The sequence below is a fragment of the Planifilum fimeticola genome, assembly GCF_003001905.1.
GTDB lineage: Bacteria > Bacillota > Bacilli > Thermoactinomycetales > DSM-44946 > Planifilum > Planifilum fimeticola.
The window spans coordinates 42708-65466 of sequence record NZ_PVNE01000012.1 but is presented as its reverse complement, the minus strand read 5'-3'; the positions used below and the strand labels follow the sequence as shown (position 1 = coordinate 65466).

General features: G+C 60.9%; 19 protein-coding genes. 1 reads left to right on the top strand and 18 read right to left on the bottom strand.

Annotated features, from left to right (window positions below; translation table 11 throughout):
* Positions 1-89: 89 nt before the first annotated feature.
* The 17 genes from larC to CLV97_RS08960 all read right to left on the bottom strand — a co-directional run bounded on the left by larC (position 90) and on the right by CLV97_RS08960 (position 18763).
* The gene (gene larC / locus CLV97_RS09040) at positions 90-1319 is read right to left on the bottom strand and encodes a nickel pincer cofactor biosynthesis protein LarC (protein ID WP_106345195.1); all 1230 of its coding nucleotides are present in this window, start codon (positions 1317-1319) and stop codon (positions 90-92) included.
* The gene (gene larB / locus CLV97_RS09035) at positions 1300-1995 is read right to left on the bottom strand and encodes a nickel pincer cofactor biosynthesis protein LarB (RefSeq protein WP_106345229.1); all 696 of its coding nucleotides are present in this window, start codon (positions 1993-1995) and stop codon (positions 1300-1302) included. Before larB ends, larC begins: the two co-directional genes overlap by 20 nt.
* A 56-nt stretch (positions 1996-2051) precedes the next feature.
* Positions 2052-2861, bottom strand: a complete 810-nt coding sequence (gene larE / locus CLV97_RS09030) for an ATP-dependent sacrificial sulfur transferase LarE (RefSeq protein WP_106345228.1) — start codon at positions 2859-2861, stop codon at positions 2052-2054.
* Positions 2862-3048: 187 nt separating this feature from the next.
* The gene (gucD, locus tag CLV97_RS09025; RefSeq protein WP_211295709.1) at positions 3049-4515 is read right to left on the bottom strand and encodes an alpha-ketoglutaric semialdehyde dehydrogenase GucD; all 1467 of its coding nucleotides are present in this window, start codon (positions 4513-4515) and stop codon (positions 3049-3051) included.
* Positions 4516-4595: 80 nt separating this feature from the next.
* Positions 4596-5744 (bottom strand): UxaA family hydrolase, encoded by a 1149-nt coding sequence (locus tag CLV97_RS09020; protein ID WP_211295713.1) that lies wholly within the window; start codon positions 5742-5744, stop codon positions 4596-4598.
* A 4-nt stretch (positions 5745-5748) separates the two neighbouring features.
* Positions 5749-6063, bottom strand: a complete 315-nt coding sequence (locus tag CLV97_RS09015; RefSeq protein WP_106345226.1) for a UxaA family hydrolase — start codon at positions 6061-6063, stop codon at positions 5749-5751.
* A gap of 30 nt (positions 6064-6093) precedes the next feature.
* Positions 6094-6981 (bottom strand): fumarylacetoacetate hydrolase family protein, encoded by an 888-nt coding sequence (locus CLV97_RS09010; protein WP_106345193.1) that lies wholly within the window; start codon positions 6979-6981, stop codon positions 6094-6096.
* A gap of 24 nt (positions 6982-7005) precedes the next feature.
* Complete coding sequence (locus CLV97_RS09005) at positions 7006-7782, bottom strand: IclR family transcriptional regulator (RefSeq protein ID WP_106345225.1); 777 nt, start codon at positions 7780-7782, stop codon at positions 7006-7008.
* A 236-nt stretch (positions 7783-8018) separates the two neighbouring features.
* Positions 8019-8966, bottom strand: a complete 948-nt coding sequence (locus CLV97_RS09000; protein ID WP_106345192.1) for a sugar kinase — start codon at positions 8964-8966, stop codon at positions 8019-8021.
* 155 nt (positions 8967-9121) lie between these two features.
* Entirely contained in the window at positions 9122-11323 is a 2202-nt protein-coding gene (locus tag CLV97_RS08995; protein ID WP_106345191.1) for a dihydroxy-acid dehydratase domain-containing protein, read from the bottom strand.
* Between the two features lie 69 nt (positions 11324-11392).
* Positions 11393-12541, bottom strand: coding sequence for a galactonate dehydratase (dgoD, locus tag CLV97_RS08990; protein WP_106345190.1), 1149 nt, complete (start codon positions 12539-12541; stop codon positions 11393-11395).
* Entirely contained in the window at positions 12538-13830 is a 1293-nt protein-coding gene (locus CLV97_RS08985; protein ID WP_106345189.1) for a nickel pincer cofactor-dependent isomerase, group 22, read from the bottom strand. The genes dgoD and CLV97_RS08985 overlap by 4 nt, the downstream gene beginning before the upstream one ends.
* 36 nt (positions 13831-13866) lie before the next feature.
* On the bottom strand, positions 13867-14883 hold the full coding sequence (locus tag CLV97_RS08980) for a TRAP transporter substrate-binding protein (protein WP_106345224.1): 1017 nt from the start codon (positions 14881-14883) through the stop codon (positions 13867-13869).
* Positions 14884-14909: 26 nt separating this feature from the next.
* On the bottom strand, positions 14910-15908 hold the full coding sequence (locus CLV97_RS08975; protein WP_106345188.1) for a C-terminal binding protein: 999 nt from the start codon (positions 15906-15908) through the stop codon (positions 14910-14912).
* A 16-nt stretch (positions 15909-15924) separates the two neighbouring features.
* The gene (locus tag CLV97_RS08970) at positions 15925-17199 is read right to left on the bottom strand and encodes a TRAP transporter large permease (RefSeq protein WP_106345187.1); all 1275 of its coding nucleotides are present in this window, start codon (positions 17197-17199) and stop codon (positions 15925-15927) included.
* A gap of 24 nt (positions 17200-17223) precedes the next feature.
* On the bottom strand, positions 17224-17748 hold the full coding sequence (locus tag CLV97_RS08965; RefSeq protein WP_245891445.1) for a TRAP transporter small permease: 525 nt from the start codon (positions 17746-17748) through the stop codon (positions 17224-17226).
* A gap of 13 nt (positions 17749-17761) precedes the next feature.
* Positions 17762-18763, bottom strand: a complete 1002-nt coding sequence (locus tag CLV97_RS08960; protein ID WP_106345186.1) for a TRAP transporter substrate-binding protein — start codon at positions 18761-18763, stop codon at positions 17762-17764.
* 410 nt (positions 18764-19173) lie between these two features.
* Here CLV97_RS08960 and CLV97_RS08950 point away from each other — a divergent pair, with 410 nt between their 5' ends.
* On the top strand, positions 19174-20541 hold the full coding sequence (locus CLV97_RS08950) for an FAD-binding oxidoreductase (RefSeq protein ID WP_106345184.1): 1368 nt from the start codon (positions 19174-19176) through the stop codon (positions 20539-20541).
* A 159-nt stretch (positions 20542-20700) separates the two neighbouring features.
* On the opposite strand, the gene CLV97_RS08945 is transcribed toward CLV97_RS08950, so the two are convergent.
* Positions 20701-22695 (bottom strand): BglG family transcription antiterminator, encoded by a 1995-nt coding sequence (locus CLV97_RS08945; protein WP_106345183.1) that lies wholly within the window; start codon positions 22693-22695, stop codon positions 20701-20703.
* Positions 22696-22759: the final 64 nt, after the last annotated feature.

Genomic DNA, 22759 nt, shown 5'->3' with positions numbered 1-22759 from the left:
AACACGCCGGAAGCGATTTTTATGGATCTTAAGTCGGATCATCTTGCGGTTCCACTTCCAACCCCTTCCGTCCCATAGGCAGAAAATGATCACTTCTCCCCGTCTGGATGCGAATGCAGTGCCGCCTGATACACCTGGTAAAAGGGAACGCCGGCGCGACGGGCGGCTTCCGCCACATCCTCATACTCCGGCAGATGCCGGATCAGGTTCTCCCCAAGAAAAGCCTGCTTCAGGCGGACGGGACCGTAAGGCGTCTCCACGCTCACCACCCGCCTCTTCAGTTTGCGGCGCGTCCACATCGCTCTTCGCACTCCCAGGGTGGAGGTTTCCAAGAGCAGTATCCGCTCGCAGCGGTCGGCGGATTCGGGGAGCGTCAGAACCGTCAGGAGCGTGCCCGGTCGGTTCTTTTTCATGTAGACGGGCGTGTAAAACACATCCAACGCCCCGGAGGCAAACAGCCTGTCCATGGCATATCCCAACGCTTCTCCGGTGATGTCATCCAGTTGGGCTTCCAGGACCGCGATCGCCTCTTCGCTCTCCCCGGAAGCGTCGACGGCCTCCGAAAAAGCGGGATTCCGCCGCTCCCCGCATTCATGCGTCTTTCGCACCAGCATCGCCCGCAACACATTGGGGTGATCAAAATCCTTCTCCCCGGCACCGTAGCCGATTCTCTGGATGGTCATCGACCGAAGGGGGCCGAACCCTTTCACCAGCGTTTTCAGGATGGCCGCCCCCGTCGGCGTGGTCAATTCCCCTTCCGCGTTCCAATCGGACAGGGGAACGCCGACCAGCAGGTCGGCGGTGGCCGGAGCGGGAATCGGGTACAACCCGTGGGCCATCCGCACTTTCCCGTATCCCGTCGGCACCGGGGAGGCGTACACCTCCTCGATGGCGAGGTTCTCCATGGCGAGGCACACCCCGACGATGTCGAGGATCGAATCCATGGCGCCCACCTCGTGGAAATGAACCTCCTCCGGCCCGGTCCCGTGTATCTTGCCCTCCGCTTCCGCGATCGCCTGAAAGATGGCGCGGCTGCGGCGCTTCACCCTCGGCGGCAATCCGCTCTTGTCGATCATGGCGAGAATGTCCGCCGCACGGCGGTGATGATGACCCCGGCGGGGCTTCTCCACGCGAAGCCGCAGTTTCCGGGCGGTAATTCCCCGCTTCACCACCGTCTCCGTCCACATTTCAAAGGGATCGATGGGCAGCTCCCTGAGGTGCTTTTCGATGTAGGCGAGATCCGCGCCGAGATCGATCAGGGCGGCCAGGGTCATATCACCGGAAATGCCGGAGATGCAATCAAGGTACAAGGTCTTCACCTTCACGCGCCTCCATCACCAGTTGTTGAATCTTCGCCGCCGCACAGCCCGCCCCGAATCCGTTGTCGATGTTCACCACCGTCACTCCCGACGCGCAGGAGGTCAGCATCGACAACAGCGCGGCCAACCCCTGAAAATGGGCCCCGTATCCCACCGATGTGGGCACGGCGATCACCGGCCGGCTCACCAACCCGCCGACGACGCTGGGCAGGGCCCCCTCCATCCCCGCCACCACGATCAGCACGCCGGCTTGCCTCAGTGCTTCCCGATAGGCGAGCAGGCGGTCGATGCCGGCCACTCCGACGTCGTAGATCCGCTCCACCCGGCATCCCATCCACTCGGCGGTTCCCGCCGCTTCCTCCGCGACAGGGATGTCGGACGTGCCCGCGCACAAGACGAGCACCTTCCCCGGAAGGCGGCGGGGCGCCCGCCCGCAATTAAGGAGCCGGGACACCGGATCGTAAGACGCTTCCGGAAAGTCGGCCTTCACCGCATCCGCCATCTCCGGCGTCGCCCGGGTGGCCATCGCCCGTCCGTGGGCCTTCATCAGCCGCCTGAAAACCTCCCGCACCTGTCGCACCGTCTTCCCCTGTCCGAAAATCACCTCCGGGTGGCCGGTTCTCGCTTCCCGGCCGAGATCCACTTTGCAAAACCCGATGTCCTCAAATTCTTTCATCGAATCCTCCATTCCGCGTCCCGTCCCGAAGATTTTTCCGCCGAAAATCCGGCCCCCTACAGTGCGCCTTTCAGGGTTTCGTTCATCGATCCGCTCCGGTATCCCTGCAGGTCCAGCGTGACATACGTGAACCCCAGGCGCTTCAAAACTTCCGCGATGTGATCGGCCCGGTCCAGCACCCGGGCAAAATCCTCCCTGGGCACCTCAATCCTCGCAATCGCACCGTGGTGCCGGATCCGCACTTGACGAAATCCCAGCCGGTGCAGCGCCTCCTCCCCTCTGTCCAGCTGCTTCACCTTCTCCAGGGTGATGGGGCTGCCGTAGGGGATCCGGGAGGAGAGACAGGCGAAGGAGGGCTTGTCCCAGTTAGGCAAACCCATCCCCCGCGCCAATTGCCTGAGCTCCCTCTTGTACAAACCCGCCTCCTGCAGCACGCTGCGAATCCCGAACTCCTTCGCGGCCCGCCTTCCCGGGCGGAAATCGCCGAGGTCGTCCATATTGGCACCGTCCAGCACCCACCGGATGCCCCGTTCTTTGGCCAATTGCACCAATTGAAGATACAGGCCGGCCTTGCAATGATAGCAGCGGTCCGGATGGTTGGCCACGAATTCGGGCCGCGAAAGTTCCTCAATCCGGATCACTTCGTGCCGCACCCCGAGCCGCCGGGCCAATTCCTCCGCTTGCCTCAGCTCCCGCCGGGGAAAGGTCTCCGAGGCGGCCGTGACCGCCAGCACGTTGTCCCCCAACTCCTGTCTCGCCCTCGCCAGCACAAAGGTGGAGTCGATGCCTCCGGAAAAGGCGACGAGCACCTTCCCCATCTCCCGCAGGATTTCACCCAACCGGCGGTTTTTTTCTTGTAAATCCATACCATCCTCTCCCTGTGCCGCTTTGCCCAAATCGACCCATCGATATCCCGCCATGTACCGCTTCGTTTCGTTGCAACGGAAAGCCGCTCCGCGGCCCATCCCCTCCTTCCTTCCGGAAGGGATGACGGATGAGCCGCAAGCCGTACATGATGAGTCGGTTCGCCTCAAGAGGGGCCGATGTCCCTGTTTACCCTTTGACGAACACGGTCTTGATCGAGGTGAAAAACTCGATGGCGGCCCGACCTTGTTCCCGCGAATGAGAACTGGACTGTTTCATGCCGCCGAAGGGGGCCTGCAGCTCGACGCCGGCGGTCTCCGCGTTGACCCGAACCAGACCCGCATCCATTTCATCAATAAAGGACAGCATGTTGCCGATATCCCTCGTAAAGATCGAGGCGCTCAGCCCATAGGGAACATCGTTTGCCAGCCTCAGGGCTTCTTCCAAGGTATCCACCCGGATCAGGGCCAACACCGGCCCGAAGATTTCCTCCCGGGCGATCGTCATCTCCGGTGTCACGTCTTCAAACACGGTCGGTTCCACAAAAAATCCGTCCTTCAGATTTTCTTCTTCCAGCCTGCGTCCGCCGCAGAGCAGGGTTGCCCCCTCCTCCACTCCCTTCCGGATGTAGGAGAGAACCCTGTGCAGCTGCTCTTCGCTGACAAGCGGTCCCATCCAGGTTCTCGGATCCATCCCGTCTCCCACCTGGATCTCTTTCACTCGGCTCAGCAGTTTCTCCTTGAACGGATCGTACACGGCGCTCTGCACAAACACCCGGCTGGTCGCCGTGCACTTTTGCCCGGCGGTGCGCAGGCCGCCGCTGACCGTCGCCTCGACGGCCAGGTCCAAATCGGCGTCTTCCAGAACGATCACCGGGTTTTTCCCGCCCATTTCCAGTTGGAATTTGGCGCCGCGGGCCACCGCCCTTTGACCGACCCGCCTTCCCACCTCATTGGAACCGGTGAAGGTGATGCCGCTGATGTCCGGATGATCCACGATGCCCTGCCCGATAACCGGGCCGCTGCCCATCACCAGGTTGACTACCCCGGCCGGCAGCCCCGCTTCCTCCATGCATTCCACCAACTTGGCCGCGGTGACCGCCGTTTCCTCCGCCGGCTTGAAAACCACCGTGTTTCCGTAAGCCAGCGCCGGCGCCATTTTCCAAAGGGGGATCGCCACGGGAAAATTCCACGGGGTGATCACCCCGACCACGCCGAGGGGCACACGCGTGGTAAACATCAGCCCCTCGCTGTCGGTGGAAGGGATGACATCCCCCACCTTCCGCATCCCTTCCCCCGCGTAATATCGGAGAAGGGCGATTCCCCGGGCCGTCTCCCCCTTTGCTTCGGGAAGCGTCTTGCCCATTTCCCGAGTCATCGTCTCCGCGATCTCATCCGCCCGGCGCTCCAGAACATTCGCCATGCGGTGCAGAAATTCTCCCCTTTCCGGACCGGACCGCTTCCGCCAGGAAGACAGGGCGTTTTTGGCGGCGGCCACCGCCTTCTCCAGATCGTCCCGGCCCGAAATCTGCACATAACCGATCACGTCGTGGCGATTTGCCGGATTGATGGATGCCTCCACCTCCCCGGTGGAAGCGGGAACCCACTTTCCATCGATGTAGTTGAGATAGGTTTGGATCCCCGTCGTCAGTGTCAAGGGAGCTTCACCCGCCTTTCATCTTTTCCGGAAGTCCGTTGAAAAGGAAATCCTCTGACGGCCCCGACCTTTTGCAGGCGTCAAAACGTGGGGCCGATTCGCCAGATGCCGAAATCGTGCTGTCTCAGGATTTCCGACTTGGTCAGCTTGCCGGAGCAAACCTGCAGGATTTCCTCAAAAATCCTCTTCCCCACCGATTCCACCGACTCCGTCCCGTCGATAATCGTTCCGGCGTCGAGATCCATGTTTTCCCGCATCGCCTCGAACATCGGGGTGTTGGTGGCGATCTTGATCACGGGCGCGATCGGCGATCCCGTCGGCGTCCCGCGGCCGCTGGTGAAGAGGACCACCTGGGCGCCGCCGGCCACCATGCCGGTCAACTGCTCGATATCGTGGCCCGGAGTGTCCATCCAGACCAGCCCTTTTTTCGTCGGCCGCTGCGCGTATTCCACCAGTTCCTGCAGTGGGCGCGTGCCCGCCTTCGCCGCCGCTCCCAGCGATTTTTCCTCCAGCGTGGTGAGGCCGCCGCGGACGTTGCCGGGGCTCGGATTTCCGGTCCGGATATCGACCCCCATCGCGATCGCCCGGTTTTCCATCGCCTCGATTACTTCATACACCCGCTTGGCCACCCGATCGTCCACCGCCCGCTCGGCCAGCAGGTGTTCGGCGCCGATCAGCTCGGTCGTCTCCGCCAGAATGGCCGTTCCGCCCCGGTCCACGATCATGTCGCTGACCACCCCGACGGCCGGGTTGGCGGACAGGCCCGAGCAGGCGTCCGACCCGCCGCACTCGGTTCCCACGATCAGCTCCTCGAAGCCGAAGGGCTCCCGGGTCAGAGCGGAAGCGTCCTGAACCATCCGGGCGGCGATCCGGGCCGCCTGCGCAATCGCCCCCAGCGTCCCTCCGTGATCCTGGATCGAGACCACTTCCACCGGTTTTCCGCTCTTCGCGATCTCGTCGGCGACGCTTCTGGCCTGGTGGGTTTCACACCCCAGCCCCATCACCACCACGCCGTACACGTTGGGATGGGTTCCCATCCCCACATAGGTGCGGAAGGTTTGCTCATAATCGGCGCCCACCTGGGCGCAGCCGTGCTGATGAATGAAGGAGACGGTGCCGTGAACCAGTTCCGTCACCCGCCGGGCGGCCTGCGTCGCACAGGTGATGGTGGGCAGAATCAGCACGTGGTTGCGGACACCCACCCGCCCATCGGGCCTCCGGTAGCCCATCAGCTCAGGAAGACTTTCCGCGCACAACCCGATCACCCCTTCCCCGCTTTCCCTCCACATTGTGGACGTGGACGTGCTCCCCGACCCGGATGTCGCGGGTGGCCGCGCCGATCACCTCGCCGTACTTCCGCACATCCTGCCCCTTTCGGATCGGCACCACGGCAAATTTGTGGCCGAATTCGACGGCATCCCTCAACACCACCGTAAACCGGCGCCCCCGACACGAGACCTCCACGGCGGCGCCCGCGGGGATCGGGGAAAGGGCCACGGCCACCGAATCCTCCGGGTGCAGCATCACGGTCTTGTATCCCTTTTCCATCCGGATCTCCCTCCCATGTCGCTCAGCCCGTCAGACCTGCGGGACCGGAGCCTTGACGGAGTTGATCAGGGTTCCGATGCCGGAAATTCCGATCTCGATCCGGTCTCCCTCCTGCAAGGTGAAATCGTCGGGAGGCACAATGCAGGTCCCGGTCAAAAGCACGGTCCCGTCAAAAATCGGGTTGTCCCGGATCAAAAAGGACACCAGTTCCTCCATTTTCCGCTTCATCCGCCCCGTGGACGCCGACTCCTCAAACACCTTCCGGCCGCCGCGGTAAATGCGGCATGAGATCTCGAACCGATACGGGTCCTCCACCGTTTCCGCCAGCCGGATCGACGGCCCGATCGAGCAGGAATGTCGCCATATTTTTGCCTGGGGCAGGTAGAGGGGGTTCTCCCCTTCGATGTCGCGGGAACTCATGTCGTTCCCAGCCGTGTATCCGAGAATCCGGCCGTTCCGGTCGAGCACCAGTCCCAACTCCGGCTCCGGAACCTGCCAGGAGGAGTCGCTGCGCAGATAGACCGGCTGATGGGGTCCCACCGTCCGGGCTGCGGTCGACTTGAGGAAAATTTCAGGCCTCTCCGCTTCATACACCTTGTCGTAACAGGTCTTTCCGACTTCTCCGCCGCCTGATTCCGCATTCCGGGCATCCCTGCTCCGCTCGTAGGTGACGCCGCAGGCCCACACCTCGGGGGCCTCGATGGGAACCAGCAAGGCGAGTTCCTCGTAAGATCTCTTCAGCGGCTCCGAAGAAGACAGCACCTGCCGCAGCAGCATCAGCGGCGTTTCCCCCCGGCGCTCCGCCGTCCGCACCAGTTCCAAAAAATCGGTGTACGGCAAGGGGTAAACCCGGCGATCATCGGTGACCGCGGCCAGAACGGGGGGATGTGGATCGTTTAAAAAACGGATGATGCGCATGGAAATTGCCTCCGCCCTTTGGAATTAAACCGGGTTCTGATGATGGATGCCGTAACCCAGTTTTCGGGAGATTTTCTCCGCCGTCTGTTTGAGCAAAAGGATCATGCTTTCCAGCCGTTCCTCCTGAATCCCCGCAATGGGAGACGACATGCTGATGGCGGCCGCCACCTGACCGAGGTAATCGCGGACCGGGACGGCCACGCATTGCACCCCCGGCTCATTTTCCTGATTGTCGATCGCGTATCCCAGGGAGCGCACTTTTTCCAGTTCGGCTCGAAACGTCCGCTCATCGGCGATGGTGTTGGGCGTGTGCGGCACAAATTCATAACCGTCCAGAATGTTCCGGATCACCTCCTCGCTCTGGAAGGCGACCAACACCTTTCCGACGGCGCTGGAATGGATCGGCACCCTCCGGCCGATACGGGAGTACATCACAATGCCGGAGGTGCCCTCCACCTTGTCGATGTAGACACCCTCTTTCCCGTCAAGGATCACCAAGTGAACAGTCAGTCCGGTCTGCCGGGACAGATCCAGCAGATGTCCCTTGGCCACCGTCCGGATATCCAGCGAATGGAGCACGAGATTGCCCCGTTCGACCAGTTTGAGCCCCAGTCTGTATTTGCCGCTGTCCGCGTTCTGATCGATGTATCCGTGGGCCTGCAGCGTCTTCAAGAGCGAGTGGACCGTGCTCTTGTTTAGGCCGATGCGTCGGCTGATTTCGGTGATTTTCAGCTCGGTGTCGTGTTCATCGAACAGATCGAGAATCCGGAGAGCGCGGTCGACAGCTTGAATGATCGGCAATCCTTTCACCTCCGGGCCTGTGCGCCCTTGTCCGTTGTTTTTCATTTCCGCGATTTCCGAAAAATCCGCCGCCGCACCAATCTCCGACCCGGCAGGCGGGAGCTTCGATGGGACAGCCGAAGCCCGACCCGCGCCGCACGGTCTGATGGAAAGGTTTGACCGCCGCCTCTCCCGGCGCGTGTCTTTTTCGGAACGGGCTTCGCGCATTCCCGCACCATTTACAGATGTACGGGGCGCTAACGCAGCACTTGATCCGAACGCTTAAGATCGATCTCCGACCAATAGGGAAGCCCTTCCACATCTCCCGCCACCGTCAGCGCATAGGCACCGGTCCGGTTGCCCAGCCGGATCGCTTCCCGATACGACCAGCCCCTGAGCAGTCCCGACAGAAAGCCGGCGGCAAAAGCGTCCCCCGCTCCGATCGGATCGACAATCGGCTCCACCGGGTATCCCTCCACGTAGTCCGACTCCTTACGGGTTGCGTAATAGGCGCCCCGCTCACCCAACTTGACCACCGCCGCGCGGGCGCCGTTTTCCAGCAGGCGCGCGGCGATGGCTTCCGGCGTACGCTCTCCCGTGAGGATCCGGCCTTCATCAAACCCGGGCAGGATGATGTCACACCGGCTCGCCACATCCATCAGCACCCGCCGGGCTTCCTCCCGGGACCACAACTTCAGGCGGATATTCGGGTCAAACGCGACCAGAAGCCCGTGTTTCTTGGCCAGTTCTATCGCCCGCTCCACCGTGGCCGCACAGCTTTCGCTGAGGGCCGGCGTGATCCCGGTGAGATGAAGGATGCGGGCTTCGCGGATATACGATTCATCCAGATCCTCCGGACTCATCCGGCTGGCGGCAGAGCCTTTCCGGTAATAGTAGACCCTCGGCTCCCGTCCCGCCTGCCTCTCCTTGAAAAACACCGCCGTCGGATACCGGTCGTCGAAGATGACCCGGGATGTGTCCACCCCCTCCCCCCGGATGAAATTGCGCACGAACAGGCCGAACTCGTCGTTTCCCAGGCGGCTGATCCAGCCCGCCCGATGCCCCAGCCGGGCCAGGCCGATCGCCACGTTCGACTCGGCGCCGCCGATCGTCTTCTCAAAAGCGTTCGCATAGCGGAGCGGGCCGACCGACGTGGGAATGAAGAGCACCATCGTCTCTCCGAGCGTTACGACGTCCAGACTCATTTTCCCTCCACGGGGACCGTCATCCCCTCAACCTCCCTTTTCAAGCGAGACAAACCATCTGCGATCCGCGCCGAGGGGCGGAGGATCGCCTCCACAGGAGGTCCCGACAAACTCAACGCGACATCCTCCTTTCCTGATCTGACAGAACGGTTACGCTACCGGGCCACGCGCTTTCCCTTGGGCAGGAGGACGTCGCTCCGATAATCCAACTCGGCTTCCTCCGCCACCGCCAGCGGAACCACTCCGTGCGCCGCATCGGTATGGGCGACCAGCCGGTTGCCGGCAGCCACCCGCCGCTGACGCCTGCGGAGGCGGGAGAGCCGCTGCTCGGCCAGGGGCTGTCGGGCGGTGCGGACGGAATCAAATTCGAACCGCAGTTGCCCGTTTTGAAAGGCTGACGCATCCAGAAACTGAATCTCTCCCCTTCTCAGATCGAGATACAGCAGGTCCCCCGTCTTCAGATAGAGAATTCCCCCTCCCTGCAGGGCTTCGGGCGTCATGTGCCCGATCGCCGCACCATAGGTCACCCCCGAATAGCGTCCGTCGCTGATGACGGTGACCAGCCTCCTCAGGGTTCGGTTGGCGTTGATGTGCTGCATCGGGGTGAACATTTCCGGCATCCCGAAGGCGGCGGGGCCCTGTCCGGAGATGACCACCGCAATTTTCAACACGTGGTTTTTCACCATGTGATCGTACAGCTCGTCATAATCCATGTCTTTCCATCTTTCAACATGCTCCGGCCCGTTGTGCCTCAGCATGGCCCGCAGGTTTTGATGGCTGAAGTGGCGCTTTCGCTTCAAATGCTCCAGCAAATCCGGATCGAGCAGGCTTCGGTTGGCATCCTCCTCGTTTTCGTAGTAGAGGACGAAGGCCGCTTTCTTGTCGAACTCATCCAGTTGGGGCGTCGGCATGCCGCTGATTTTGACCACCGCGCTCTCAAAAAAGTTGCCGGTGAGCACGTCCACCCCGCTGAAGGGACGCCGGGGCTCGGACAAAATGATCGGATTGTCGGTCACGCGCTCGGCGGAAAGCCCCTCCCGCCTCGCCAGCCGTTCCCGCCACGTGGTTCCGGTGACCGTGGGGGCATCCAGATCCATCGGGACCCCGTTTTCCAGAAGCTCGTGGAACAGCGTCTCCATGCCGCGGATCTTTCCGCTGCAGCACTGCAGGGCCAGGGCAAAGATGTCCCGCCCCTCCGTCAGGCTGTAGTCGAACAGATCCGGAACCGGGTGTTCCTTGTGAATCCGGTCGATGTCCCAGAGGCTGAATCGGTAGCCTCCGTACAGCATTGCCGCCACCAGGTGCATCATCAGGTTGGTCGATCCGCCGGATGCGCTGTGGATCCGTATCGCGTTCCGGACGTTGGCGGCCATGATATTGGACACGCCGAACGCCGGATCGTTGATCATCGCCGCCAGACTGTCGAGGGCCCGGTTCACCGCTTCCTGGTCCGGGGGTTCCGTCAACAGCTCCAGCGCCGGATGGACCAGACCGAGACCGGCCACCAGATGGCGCGAGCTGTTGCCGGTTCCGTTGAAGGCGCAGATGCCGCCTTTGCCGTCACAGGTTGCCACCGCCAGCCGCTTTTCGTAATCCTTGTGCTCTTCTTTCGTCAGGATGCCGCGTTCCCGGGCCCGCTGAAGCACTCCCTGGAAAGCGGTGTTCGAGGAACACTGCAGGATGTAGGCCATCGTTTCCCGCAAATCCTGTGCGATGTCGTCCGCCCCCTGGCCCTCCGCCCTCTTGGCCACGTTCTCCAGCTCCCTGCGCAGATCCGGCGGGATCGTCCCTCCCTTCAACACATGGGCCGGTGCGAAGGTGGCAAAGAAGGGAGCTTCCCCCCGCAAGCGGCGGATCCGATCCACATGGGCCAGTGCGCTGACGACCCCGAGGGGCTGTTTGTCGCATCCCTGGATCACGAAGGCTCCGTGATAGCTGTGGGCCTCGATCTGATTCACCACCACCTCCGCCACCGCGTTGCGGCTTTGCAGGGAATAACTCATCCCCTGGTTGCTCTGCGCCGTTCCGTCACACATGACGGGCGTGGAGAAGGAAAAGGGAACGCCGCCGTTCTGCCATATGCGAAGGGCCGCCCGGGCCGTCGTCAGATAATCCATGATGTGGGCGGGATGATCAGCGGACCCGCCGATGATGACGATCCGCGGGGCATTGTTTTCCAGGCGGTCATAAATCGCCTCCAGCGTCCAGTCGGGCGCAGGCCCCTCATAGGCCGGACCGAGAACCTGTTTGGCGCGGTCCAGCAATCCCGCCACGCAGATCGGCTCGTTCGCCTTTCCCTGCACGTTGTCCCGGTAGGGATTCACCGGGTTGTCGATGTTCGGATACCGAAGGGCCATTTTTCTTCCTCCTTGTCCCGCCTCAGAGACGGTGGAATATGGGACGGTCCGGTAAGAAGCCGCGAAACGCTACCATTCCGCCACGGTCCCGTCTTCATTTCGCCAGACCGGGTTTTTCCAGTTGTGCCCCCGCCGCGCCGCCTCCTCGACGCGCTTCTCATCGATCTCGATGCCGAGGCCCGGTCCCCTGGGAATCTCCACAAAGCCGCCGTCATAGCGGAACACCCGGGGATCGACGAGATAATCGAGCAAATCGCCGTCCCGGTTGTAATGGATGCCCAGGCTCTGCTCCTGGATGATCGCATTGGGCGTGCAGGCATCCACCTGCAGCGCCGCGGCCAGGGCGATCGGACCGAGGGGGCAGTGGAGGGCCACCGCCGCATCGAAGGCTTCCGCCATGGCGGCGATTTTTCTCACCTCCAGGATGCCTCCGGCATGGGACGGGTCCGGCTGAAGGATGTCCACATACCCCTCCAGCAAGATCCGTTTAAACCCCCAGCGCGTATACATCCGTTCGCCGGTGGCGATCGGCGCCGCGGTGTGGCGGGCGATTTCCCGGAGGGCCTCGTTGTTTTCCGGAAGCACCGGTTCCTCCAAAAACATCGGACGGAAGGGCTCAAGCTCCTTGGCCAGAATCTTCCCCATCGCCCGGTGCACCCGGCCGTGAAAATCGACGCCGATTCCGATATCCCCTCCGACCGCTTCCCGGACGGCCGCGATCCGGTCGACCACGGCCTCCACCTTAGCAGGCGTGTCGATATAATTCATCTCTTCCGTCGCATTCATCTTGACCGCGGTAAATCCCGCCTCCACCCTTTCCTTCGCCGCGGCCGCCACATCCTGCGGACGGTCTCCTCCGATCCAGGAGTAGACGCGAATCTTGTCGCGGGCGGCGCCGCCCAGCATCTCGTAAACGGGGATGCCGTAATACTTGCCCTTGATGTCCCACAAGGCCTGTTCCATGCCGGACAGGGCGCTGGTCAGGATCGGACCTCCCCGGTAAAACCCTCCGCGGTACAGGACCTGCCAGTGATCTTCGATCTTGAGCGGATCCTTGCCGATGAGATAATCGCTCAGCTCCCGGACACAGGCGGCCACGGTGTCGGCCCGCCCTTCCACGATCGGTTCCCCCCACCCCGCGAGGCCGGCATCCGTCTCCACCTTCAGAAACAGCCAGCGCGGAGGGACTTTGTAGAGCGATATCCCCGTCACTTTCATCCGGGATCCTTCCTCTCGTCGCTTTTATCGCCGGGCCAAACGGAAAAATCCGTCGCTTCCGGTTCCGTCAAAATCTCGACGTCCTCCCGCCGCCGGGCTTCCTCCAGCAGGCTCTCCGAGATCCAGAGATTCTTCAATTCCAGCGTGTTCCGTATCCAGACCAGCCGCACTCTGGACGGGTCGGGGGCGTTGCACGTCTTGATCGCCGCCTTCACCGCCAGCTCCTCCGTTTCCATAAACATGGGCAGCTTGACGGTGGAGACCACTGTGCTCGTCAGCGCGTTGGCGTACCCCTTCTCCCATTCGATCGCCTCAAGGGCCTTTCGGGTGATGATATCGGCGAGGCCGATTCCATTGGCATTTCCGTGGGTCCTTTCCGTCAAGCCGAGCACGGCGATCCGGGTCACCCGGGGACCGCCGGAGGCGTAAGGCGTCGGATAGCGTCCGGTGATATTGGGATCCATCCCGTCGCCGGAGATGTCCTTGCCGATCTCATCCACCACCAACACATCGATCGGATCAAACAAGATCCGCGGCATCAGCGACTTCGCCTCCAGCAGCAGATCGGGCTCCACCGCCTCAATCTTCTCCGCCGGCACCGCCACGATCTTGGCCGGCCGGTCATAGGCGTTCTCGACGGTGGCCAGGCCGAAGATGATGGGCACTTGGCTCAGGACGATTCTGGCCATGGCCACCACGTGTTCCGCCATGTACTGAAAACCGCGGGAATGGGCAGTTTCCGCCCCTTTCTGCTTTCCCAGGCCGATGGTGATCATTTTCATCAGCCCGCTCTCCACGGGGCCCCGGAAGGCGGTGTGGGGTTTGACGCGGTTGATGACAATCACCTTGTCGGCCGAATAAGCTTGCCTGTCGGTGTAGACCGGAAGGCCGCTCGCCAGCCTCCCCACCTCCACCACGTCCATGGAGGAACGGATCGGTGCCTCCACCGACGATTCGGTGACGCCCAGCTGTTTCAAAACCTCGATCTGCCCTTCCGCCGTCGCTCCCCCGTGGCTGCCCATGGCGGGAACGATGAAGGGTTGACCACCCCTGGAACGGACGAGGCGAACCACCTCCCGGGTCATGACATCGATATCGGCCACGCCGCGGCTCCCCACGGCGATCGCCACCCGATCCCCTTCTGAAATGCGCTCCAGCACTCCTTCCGCCGCAACCGCTTCCCGCACCGCGCCCGGAACATCGGCCACCTCCGGAGCCGGGAAGGATTGCCGCACCTTCACCATTCGGGGAAGGGGAACGTCCTTGAGCAGCGACTTGATCACCCGCATGAAAAACGCCCTCCCCTCCCTCCCGTTTCCACGGGCTCAACGGTTTCTCGCCTTTTCCACCTCTTCAAAGAGCTGGCTGACCAGGTCTTCCCCCAGCTTTTTTCTGTACTTTTCAATCACCGGCTGGATGATTTGTTTCATCCTTTCCCGTTCCTCCGGCGACACCTCATTGATCTTGATCCCCTGTTTCTTCAGCTCCTCGAGGGATTCGGCGTTCACTTTTCGGTTCAGCTCCCGTTCATACTTTCCGGCCTCGATCGCCGCTTCGCGGATCAGCTGCTGATCTTCGGGGGAGAGGCGGTCCCAAAAGGATTTGCTGACCAGGAAGACGAAAGGGGTGTACACATGCTTGGTCAAGGAGAGATAATCCTGCACCTCGTAAAACTTGTTGGAGACGATCGTCGCTAGAGGGTTTTCCTGCCCGTCCACCGTCCCGCTTTCCAGGGCCGTAAACACTTCGGAGAATGGCATCGGCGTCGGGTTGCTCCCCAAGGCTTTGAAGGCATCCAGGTGAACGTCCGTCTGCATGGTGCGAATCTTCAGCCCTCTGAAGTCCTCGGCCCTCTTCACCGGCCGCCGGCTGTTGGTCAGATTGCGGTAGCCGTTCTCCCAGTAGGTCAACCCCACCAAACCGTGTTCGGGCAATTTGTCCAAAATCTTCTGCCCCAAAGCTCCGTCGAGAACCGCGTCCGCCTCCTCCTCTTCGTCAAACACGAAGGGAAGATCGAAGATCCCGAATTCCGGCACGATGCCGACCAAAGGGGAAGTGGACGGAATGGTCACTTCCTGTACGCCCGCCTGAAGCGCCTCCGTCATCTTCAAATCATCCCCGAGCTGGGCGCTGAAATAGGGGCGCACCTGGATGCGGCCGCCGCTTTTTTCTTCGACGATCTCCTTAAATCGGTTGAGGGCCTGCCCCTGGGGATGATCTTCGTTCAGACCGATTCCCGCCTTGATCACAATGGCCTCCCCCGCAGACCCGGAGGTGCCGCAGGCCGCAGTCACAAGGACCAGGCAGAGAACCACACACACCGAACCCCACACCCGTTTCATTCCGGATTCCCCCTTCTCCCTGAGAATCACTGCCGTTTCCCCGGCAAAGCCTGTTCCATTACCTCCAGGTTGACGAGGTACCGCGGATATCTCCCGTGCTGCAACACCTCCCGTACCGCTTCGGCCGCCTTTGTCCTGAGCTCTTCCATGGCCTCTTCCGAATACCAGGCCATGTGGGGTGTCAGGATCACCTGTTCCATCGACAGCAGCGGATGGTCCGGCCGGATCGGTTCCTCCTCCACCACATCCAGTGCCGCCCCGGCGATCCACCCCTCCCGAAGGGCTTCCAGCAAAGCCCCCTCATCGACAACCGGTCCCCGGGAGGTGTTGACGAGGTACGCCTGGGGCTTCATGCTCCGCAACTGCTCCCTGCCGATCATCCCCCGGGTTTCCGCCGTCAGCGGCGCGTGAACGGAAACAATGTCCGCCTCCCGGCACAACCGGTCCAGGGAGACGAGGGACACCCCCCGTTCCTCGGCGACCGCCCGGGGAACATAGGGATCATGGGCGATCAGGCGGAAGCCCAGGGGCTTCAATTTCGCCGCCAGGATCCGGGGGATGTTTCCGAACCCGACCAGACCCACGGTCTGACCCCGCAGCCGGCGGACCGGTGCGGCCCTCTTGAAGTCCCACTCCCCCCGCTTGACCAGCCGGTCGGCCGCAGTGATGCGGCGCGCCAGATTGAGCAGGAGAGCCAGCGCATGATCGGACACCTCGTCGAGACAATAGTCGGGCACGTTGGCGACACAGATCCCCTTCTCCGTGGCCGCCGCCAAATCGATGGTGTTCACGCCCACCCCGTAGCGGACGATCACCCGGCACCGGTTCAGCGCCTCCACCACCCTTCGCCCCAGAGGGGCATACTGGTTGAGAATCGCGTCCGCATCCCGGCAGGCGGCGATCACCTCCTCCTCTGTCCGGCACTGCGCGGGAATCAGCTCAAAGGGGCCGCCGCCAAGCACCTTCTCCTCGTACCGCAGATCGGCAAATTCCCAATCGGTCACCACCACTTTCCACCGGCCCAAGACGGGTCACCTCCCTTTAGGTCAGCCACTCCAACGGAACCGTGACAATTTGGGGAAAGAAGACGAGCAGCAGGAGGATGGCGATCTCCACCAACATGAAGGGCCACAATCCCTTCACCAGCTCGCCGATGCTGATCCGGCTGATGCCGCATCCGACATAGAGCACCGTGCCCACGGGGGGAGTGATCAAGCCGATGCAGAGATTGATGACCATGATGATGCCGAAATAGACCGGATCGATCCCCGCGGCTTTGACAATGGGCATCAACACCGGCGTCAAAATCAGGATCGTCGGGGTCAGATCCATCACCATGCCCACCGCCAGCAGCAATAGGTTGATGAAAAGCAGGAGCAGTAGCGGACTGTCGATGAGGGGATTCAAAAGTTCCGTCATTTCCTGCGGCACGTTGGCGACGGTGATCATCCAGGCGGAGACGATGGCCGCCGACGCGACGAACATGACGACGCTCGTGGTTTTCGCCGACCGGATCAGGGCGTCGTACAGTTGACGCGGCCCGATGTTGCGGTAAACGAACATCCCCACGAACAGGGCGTAAAAGACGGCGATCACGCCGGCCTCCGTCGGAGTGAACACCCCTCCTCGCAAACCCCCGATGATGATCACCGGCATCAACAGAGCCCAACCCGCCTCCTTGGTGGCGATCAGGATCTCCTTCACACTTTTCCGCGGGGGCAGCTCCGCCGTTTCCCTCCGGGACATATAGGTCCACACCAGCATCAAGCCGATGGCGATCAAAAGTCCCGGGACGATTCCTCCCATGAACAGCTGGGTGATGGAAACACCGCTCACCACGCCGAAAAGGATCATGGGAATGCTCGGGGGAATGATCGGGGCGATGATTCCGGCGGAGGACACGATGGCGGTGGGAACTTTTTTGTCGTATCCCCGTTCGACCATCATGGGAATCAGGATGGCGCCCAACGCCGCCGTGTCGGCGACGGCCGAGCCCGACAGCCCGGCGAACAGAACGCTGGCGATGATCACCACATACCCCAGCCCGCCCCGGACGTGGCCGACGAGGGTCATCGCGAACTGGACGATCCGCTTCGACATTCCCCCCCGGTTCATCAGTTCCCCGGCGAGGATGAAGAAGGGGATGGCCATCAGGGCGAAATTGTTCGCCCCGTTAATCAGGTTCTGGGCGACGATCTGACTGTCCAGCATATTCATGGAGACCATCAGCGCGACGGAGCACAGCATGAGAGCAAAAGCGACGGGAACACCTGCGGCCAGTGCGGCGAACAACGCGACGAGAAAAACCCACAGCATGTTTTGCGCCCCTTTCCGTGCCTGTCAGTCCGTGTCAGCGCTTCCCTCCGACAGGGAGAAGTCCGATTCCCCGCTTCCGCCGAAGAGAATCCGGAACAGGCGAAGGATGACGATGACGGCCATCGCCAGGCTGGTCACCACCCCGACCCCGTACACGAAGCCGAGGGAAACGCCGGTGGCCGGAGCCTTTGACGCCATGTTCAACCAGGTCATCTTCCAGCTTCCGTCAAAGACAAGCCACAGGACGTACAGGACCAGAGAATGGCTGATGACGGCAAAGAACTTCTTCCAACCCGGTGACAACCGTTTGAATACGACGTCGACGGCGAGATGCATCCGCTCCTTCAAGGCGGCGATCGCCCCAAGGAACACCATCCACACGAACAGAAAACGGGACATCTCTTCGGACCAGGTGATGCCGGAGTCGAAAAAATAGCGCAGCACCACATTGAGAAAAACCAGCGCCGACATCCCCGCAAGGGAGAGAGCGATCAACAGATTCAGCAATCCCTCGAACCAGCGGCCCGCCCTTTCCATCCAGCGATTCATCCGCCTCCTCCTTTCACGGACTCGTCCTCCGGATCCGCTCGATCAAGTCCTTCGTCTCCGGATGTTCCCGGTAAAACTGCTGATAGATGGGCTCCGCCGCCTTTTCCATGGCCGCACGGAACCGCTTGTCCGGGACGATGAACCGGATTCCCTGATCCTTCAGGAACTTTTTGTCCTCCTCAATGCTCTTCTTGAGCAGATCCCATTCGTAGGCCGCCGATTCCTTCGCCGCCTCGGCGATCACCTCTTGTTCCCTAGGCGAGAGGCGATTCCAGAACCCGCTGTTGATGATGTACAGATTGGGGCTGAACATGTGGTTGGACTCCAGCACGTAGGATTGCACTTCATACCATCCGGAAGCCCGAAGCGTCGCGATCGGGTTGTCCTGTCCGTCCACCACCCCCTGTTCCAGCGCGGTGAACACCTCCGAGATCGGCATCGGTGTCACGTTGGCGCCAAGGGCTTTACCGAAGGCGATATAGTTCGGGATGTTCGGCATCCGGAGGCGGAAGCCCCGGAAATCCCCCATGCGGCGCAAAGGCTTGTTGCTGGAAAACATCCGCATCCCGTTGGCGCTCCAGGCGAGGGCTTTCACCCCGTGCTCCCTTTCCAGGTCCGCCGTCAACTCCTCTCCCAGGGGGCCCTTCAGCACTTTGTTGGCATGGTCCAGGTCCTTGAAGATGAAGGGGAGCTCGGGGATGCCCATCTTCGGGATATCCGCCTGCATGATCATCCCGGGGATGCCCATCTCGATGGTGCCGTTCCGCACCCCGTCGTAAAACTCTTTCTCCGCTCCCAATTGGCTGTTTCCGTAAATCTGCACCCGGAGATCGGTCTTCGCTTCCACCATCGGCTTGAACTTTTCCCGAAGAGCCACGTTTTGCGGATGGTCGTCGGCAAAATAATTGGCCACTTTGATCGTTTTGGCACCGCCCGCAGACGGCCCCCCGCAGCCCGCGGCGATAATCGACGCAAGCAGCACCAGGGTAAACAGCATGGCAACGCCTCTTCTCATTTTCTGAATCCCCCTTCCGATGCCTGCTCCGGATGTCGGCCCAACAACCGATCAAAAGTTTTATATGATAGAACTGCGTTTTTCTTCGAAGTATTAATTATGAAAAAGGATTTATGGGTGTTTTATATTATAAAACCGCGTTCTCTTTTAACGGTACATATTATCCTAATATTCATATAACATATTAATTTTGTTTAAGTCAATAATAGTTGTATAATTCGAAATCATGCATATCCATCTTTGCTCCGAAACGGACCGTTTTAAATCTCGGACGGCTGCCCTTTTCCCTGACGGCCTTCTTCCGGCCCGGATTCCCCTCTCCTCCCTTCGAAAGAATGCCAAACCGCTCCAAGACGGTCTTGAAATTTGCAAACCGAAAACATATGGTCAAAGGTGGGAGGAGATCATTCATGGAATGGATTGATTCATTGCGGAAATTGCTGAAGGAAGATCAGGTCACGGTGAATCCGACGGAACTGGAACGGCACAGCCGGGACGAATCGTATCACACACCCCATCTTCCGGATGTGGTCGTTTTTCCGGAAAACCGGGAGGAAGTCAGCCGCATTCTGCGCTTTGCAAACGACCGGGAAATTCCCGTCACCCCCTTCGGCTTGGGAAGCAGCCTGGAGGGGCACGTGATTCCGTACAAGGGCGGCATCTCCGTCGATTTTCAGCGCATGAACAAGATCCTCGAGGTTCGGCCGCAGGACATGTTGGTCCGCGTACAGCCCGGAGTGACGAGGAGCCAATTGAACAGGGAATTGAAGAAATACGGGCTGTTTTTCTCGGTCGACCCGGGAGCGGACGCCACGCTGGGAGGCATGGCCGCCACCAATGCGAGCGGAACCACGGCGGTTCGCTACGGCGTGATGCGGGATCAGGTGAGGGATCTGGAGGTGGTTTTGTCCGACGGCCGAATCATCCGCACCGGCGGCCGGGCGGCCAAATCCTCCTCCGGTTACCATTTGACCGGCCTGTTCGTGGGTTCGGAGGGAACCCTCGGCCTGTTCACCGAATTGACCCTTCGGGTGTTCGGAATCCCGGAGGCCATCATGGCGGCGCGGGCCGTGTTTCCCACGGTCAAGCAGGCGGTCAACGCCGCGGTTTCCATCATCTCCTCGGGGATACCGGTGGCCCGGCTCGAACTGGTGGACGCTCTGTCGATGAAATACCTGAACGAACACAGCGAAACCCGCTATCCGGCGGCCCCGACACTGTTTTTGGAATTCCACGGAAACGAGGCGGGGTTGAAAAGGGACGTCGTCTTCGCCGAGGAACTGGCGCAGGGAGAGGAATGCCAAGGGTTTCAATTTGAAACCGACACGAAGGCGAGGGCGAAACTGTGGGAGGCGCGCCACCACCTGGCTTATGCCTTCATTCACCGGTCCCCCGGCAAACGGTTGATGGTGACCGATGTGTGCGTTCCCATGTCGGAATTGGCCGGCGCCGTGGAGCACGCCAGGCACGCGCTGAATCAGGAAGGAATGGAAGGGGGCATTCTCGGCCATATCGGGGATGGAAACTATCACGTATTGATGATGATCGATCCGACGGATCCCCGGGATGTGGATAAAGCCGAAAAGATCAACGCCTCCATCGTCGAATACGCCCTCGGCCGGGGAGGCACCTGCACGGGGGAACACGGCGTCGGCGTGGGAAAAATTCGCTACCTGCGCCGGGAACACAAGGAGGCCGTGGACGTGATGATGAGCATCAAGCAGGCGCTGGATCCGAAGGGGATCCTCAACCCGGGCAAAAAGCTGCCGCCCCGATAAGCCGGCCGAAAACACGAAAGGGGTGCCGCGCTTGTTACAACGCGGCACCCCGGCTGTTTTGCGGGTGAAAGAAGAAAGAAAGCGGAGTTCAGGACAGGCGGCCGCCAGCAGCGGGGGCACGCTTGAAGGTGGTCGAAAGAAGCAGAACACGTCCCGAATTCAGTTGTCATCTCCCTCGAAGTACCAAGGGGCGGATGTTTTGGGAACCCCTTCAACGGTTTCACCCCACCATGCCTTCTCCAACACGCCGACAAACGCTTCGGCGGACCGGGCCTTGAGCAGGGAGCGGACCAGGGAAGGGCTTTCGATGATTCTGCCCAGCAGTTCATAGAGGGACTGCAAATCCTCCTGGCTCTCCCGCTTCACGCTGAGCACGCAGACCAATTGGACGGGTCTGTCGCCCCACACGACCGGCTTCTCCAGAGTGCACACCGCGATGAAGGTTTGATCGGACCGGGGCGTGATCGGATGGGGAACCGCCACCAGATTTCCGTAGGCCGTCGGCGCCACCTTCTCCCGATCACGAATTCCCTCCAGAAAATCGGGATCCACCATGTTCTTCTCGCGCAACCGGTCGTGCATGAAGGCGAGCACCTCCTCCCGGGAGGAAAAACGCCTTCCCAGAAACAGGAGATCCCTGCGGAAATAGCGAACCGGTTGTTTCTTCCGCTCCAGGATGTGGGATTCGATCCGGGACAAATCGGGGTTGCCGATGACGGCACTCACTTCCACCACGGGAACCGGCAAGGGCTCCGAGATGGGGATGGAGCTGATCACAAAGTCGATGTTCCGCAGGTCCCACCGGTGCAGGTTGTAGTATTCCGTCGTCCCCACCACATCCAGGCGGTTTCCGAAACGATTTTTGATCTTGTAATAGATCAATTGGGCGGTACCCAGTCCGGAGGCGCAAACGATCAGGCACCGCTTGGGGGCGGTGGTCGATTTTTTTCTCTCGATGGCGACCCCGAGATGAAGGGCCAGGTATCCCACCTCATCCTCGCTGATCTCGATCCCGGTCTCCTCTTCGAGGGCCATCCCCGCGATCACACCCGCCTCAAAGGCCAGCGGGTAATTCTTTTTGATGTCCTCAAGCATCGGGTTCCGGATGTTCATCCCGAACTTGTACCGGTGAATCGCCGGTTTCAGATGGAGGGCGAGGTCCATGATCAGTTTTCGATCCTGTTTCAGGTCGATCTCCAATTCCGACTCAATTTTGCTCAAAGCGGCGTGAACCAGGCGCAAAATCCCCTCATCCACCACCTGTTCCGGGGGAGGCGTTCCGCCTTCACCCTGCATCGCCATCTTGGTTCCCAAAAGGTGAATCGCGATATAGGCGATCTCCTCCCGGGGAAAAGAGAGCCCGAAAGCCTCTTCCACATCGTTGACGATCCGCCCGGCGACTTCGTATTCCCGCTGATTCACGATATCCTTCAGGTCGGCCGGGTACAGCGTGACCCGATTCCCGCTCCGAATCCGCCTGCAGGCGATGGCGATGTGCATCAGCAGGTTGTGGACGGAAATATCGGAGATGGTGATGCGGTATGCTTGAATGTTTTTCAGGATGATTTGACGAATCTTCTCCAGTTCTTCCCGGGGAAGGGGAAGCAAGGGGGAGTCCGGCGACAAGTGCCAGCGGTCCTTCCGGGAAAAAAGGGTGTCCGCCATGCAAAAGCGAAGCTTCATTTCCCTGCCGGAAACCTTCAGGCCGTAATGGGGGCGGGAGATCAATCGGATGTCGTACTTCGCCAACCGGTGTTTCACCAGCTTCAGGTCGTTTTGAAGCGTCGATTTGCTGACGTAGATCTCGTCGGCCAGATCCTCCAGCTTGAGATAGCCGTCACTCAAGAGCAGCCGACGGATGATGTGGGACGCCCTCTCCTCCGGTGTCATGGGAACCCTGTGATCGGGGGCCTTGATGTGGGATTGCAGGAATTGGCGAAACAGGCGGTCCTCCCGGATCACCAACCGGTATCCCTTTCCCATCAGCGATTCCACCCGGGCACCGTGTCGGGTCAAAAGCTCATCCAGGCGTTTGACATCGTTTCGTATCGTCCGCACCGTCACCCGGTTCACATCGGCCAGATATTTGCCGGTCACCGGAAAGGAAGCCGCCATCAATTCCCGCAAAATGCGTTGCATGCGCCTCGTCAACATCTCTTCTCACCTTCGATCCGTCTCCCCGAATCGTCCCCACCGGCGGAGGGCGAAGCTCCCCCTT

Excerpts from the sequence above, each read along its gene's own strand:
- larB (WP_106345229.1), bottom strand. The coding sequence starts at position 1,995 with ATGAAAGAATTTGAGGACATCGGGTTTTGCAAAGTGGATCTCGGCCGG.
- larE (WP_106345228.1), bottom strand. The coding sequence starts at position 2,861 with ATGGATTTACAAGAAAAAAACCGCCGGTTGGGTGAAATCCTGCGGGAG.
- CLV97_RS09020 (WP_211295713.1), bottom strand. The coding sequence starts at position 5,744 with ATGGGCTACCGGAGGCCCGATGGGCGGGTGGGTGTCCGCAACCACGTG.
- CLV97_RS09015 (WP_106345226.1), bottom strand. The coding sequence starts at position 6,063 with ATGGAAAAGGGATACAAGACCGTGATGCTGCACCCGGAGGATTCGGTG.
- CLV97_RS09010 (WP_106345193.1), bottom strand. The coding sequence starts at position 6,981 with ATGCGCATCATCCGTTTTTTAAACGATCCACATCCCCCCGTTCTGGCC.
- CLV97_RS09000 (WP_106345192.1), bottom strand. The coding sequence starts at position 8,966 with ATGAGTCTGGACGTCGTAACGCTCGGAGAGACGATGGTGCTCTTCATT.
- CLV97_RS08995 (WP_106345191.1), bottom strand. The coding sequence starts at position 11,323 with ATGGCCCTTCGGTATCCGAACATCGACAACCCGGTGAATCCCTACCGG.
- dgoD (WP_106345190.1), bottom strand. The coding sequence starts at position 12,541 with ATGAAAGTGACGGGGATATCGCTCTACAAAGTCCCTCCGCGCTGGCTG.
- CLV97_RS08985 (WP_106345189.1), bottom strand. The coding sequence starts at position 13,830 with ATGCGGGTGATCAAGTCGCTGCTCAAGGACGTTCCCCTTCCCCGAATG.
- CLV97_RS08980 (WP_106345224.1), bottom strand. The coding sequence starts at position 14,883 with ATGAAACGGGTGTGGGGTTCGGTGTGTGTGGTTCTCTGCCTGGTCCTT.
- CLV97_RS08970 (WP_106345187.1), bottom strand. The coding sequence starts at position 17,199 with ATGCTGTGGGTTTTTCTCGTCGCGTTGTTCGCCGCACTGGCCGCAGGT.
- CLV97_RS08965 (WP_245891445.1), bottom strand. The coding sequence starts at position 17,748 with ATGAATCGCTGGATGGAAAGGGCGGGCCGCTGGTTCGAGGGATTGCTG.
- CLV97_RS08960 (WP_106345186.1), bottom strand. The coding sequence starts at position 18,763 with ATGAGAAGAGGCGTTGCCATGCTGTTTACCCTGGTGCTGCTTGCGTCG.
- CLV97_RS08950 (WP_106345184.1), top strand. The coding sequence starts at position 19,174 with ATGGAATGGATTGATTCATTGCGGAAATTGCTGAAGGAAGATCAGGTC.
- CLV97_RS08945 (WP_106345183.1), bottom strand. The coding sequence starts at position 22,695 with ATGTTGACGAGGCGCATGCAACGCATTTTGCGGGAATTGATGGCGGCT.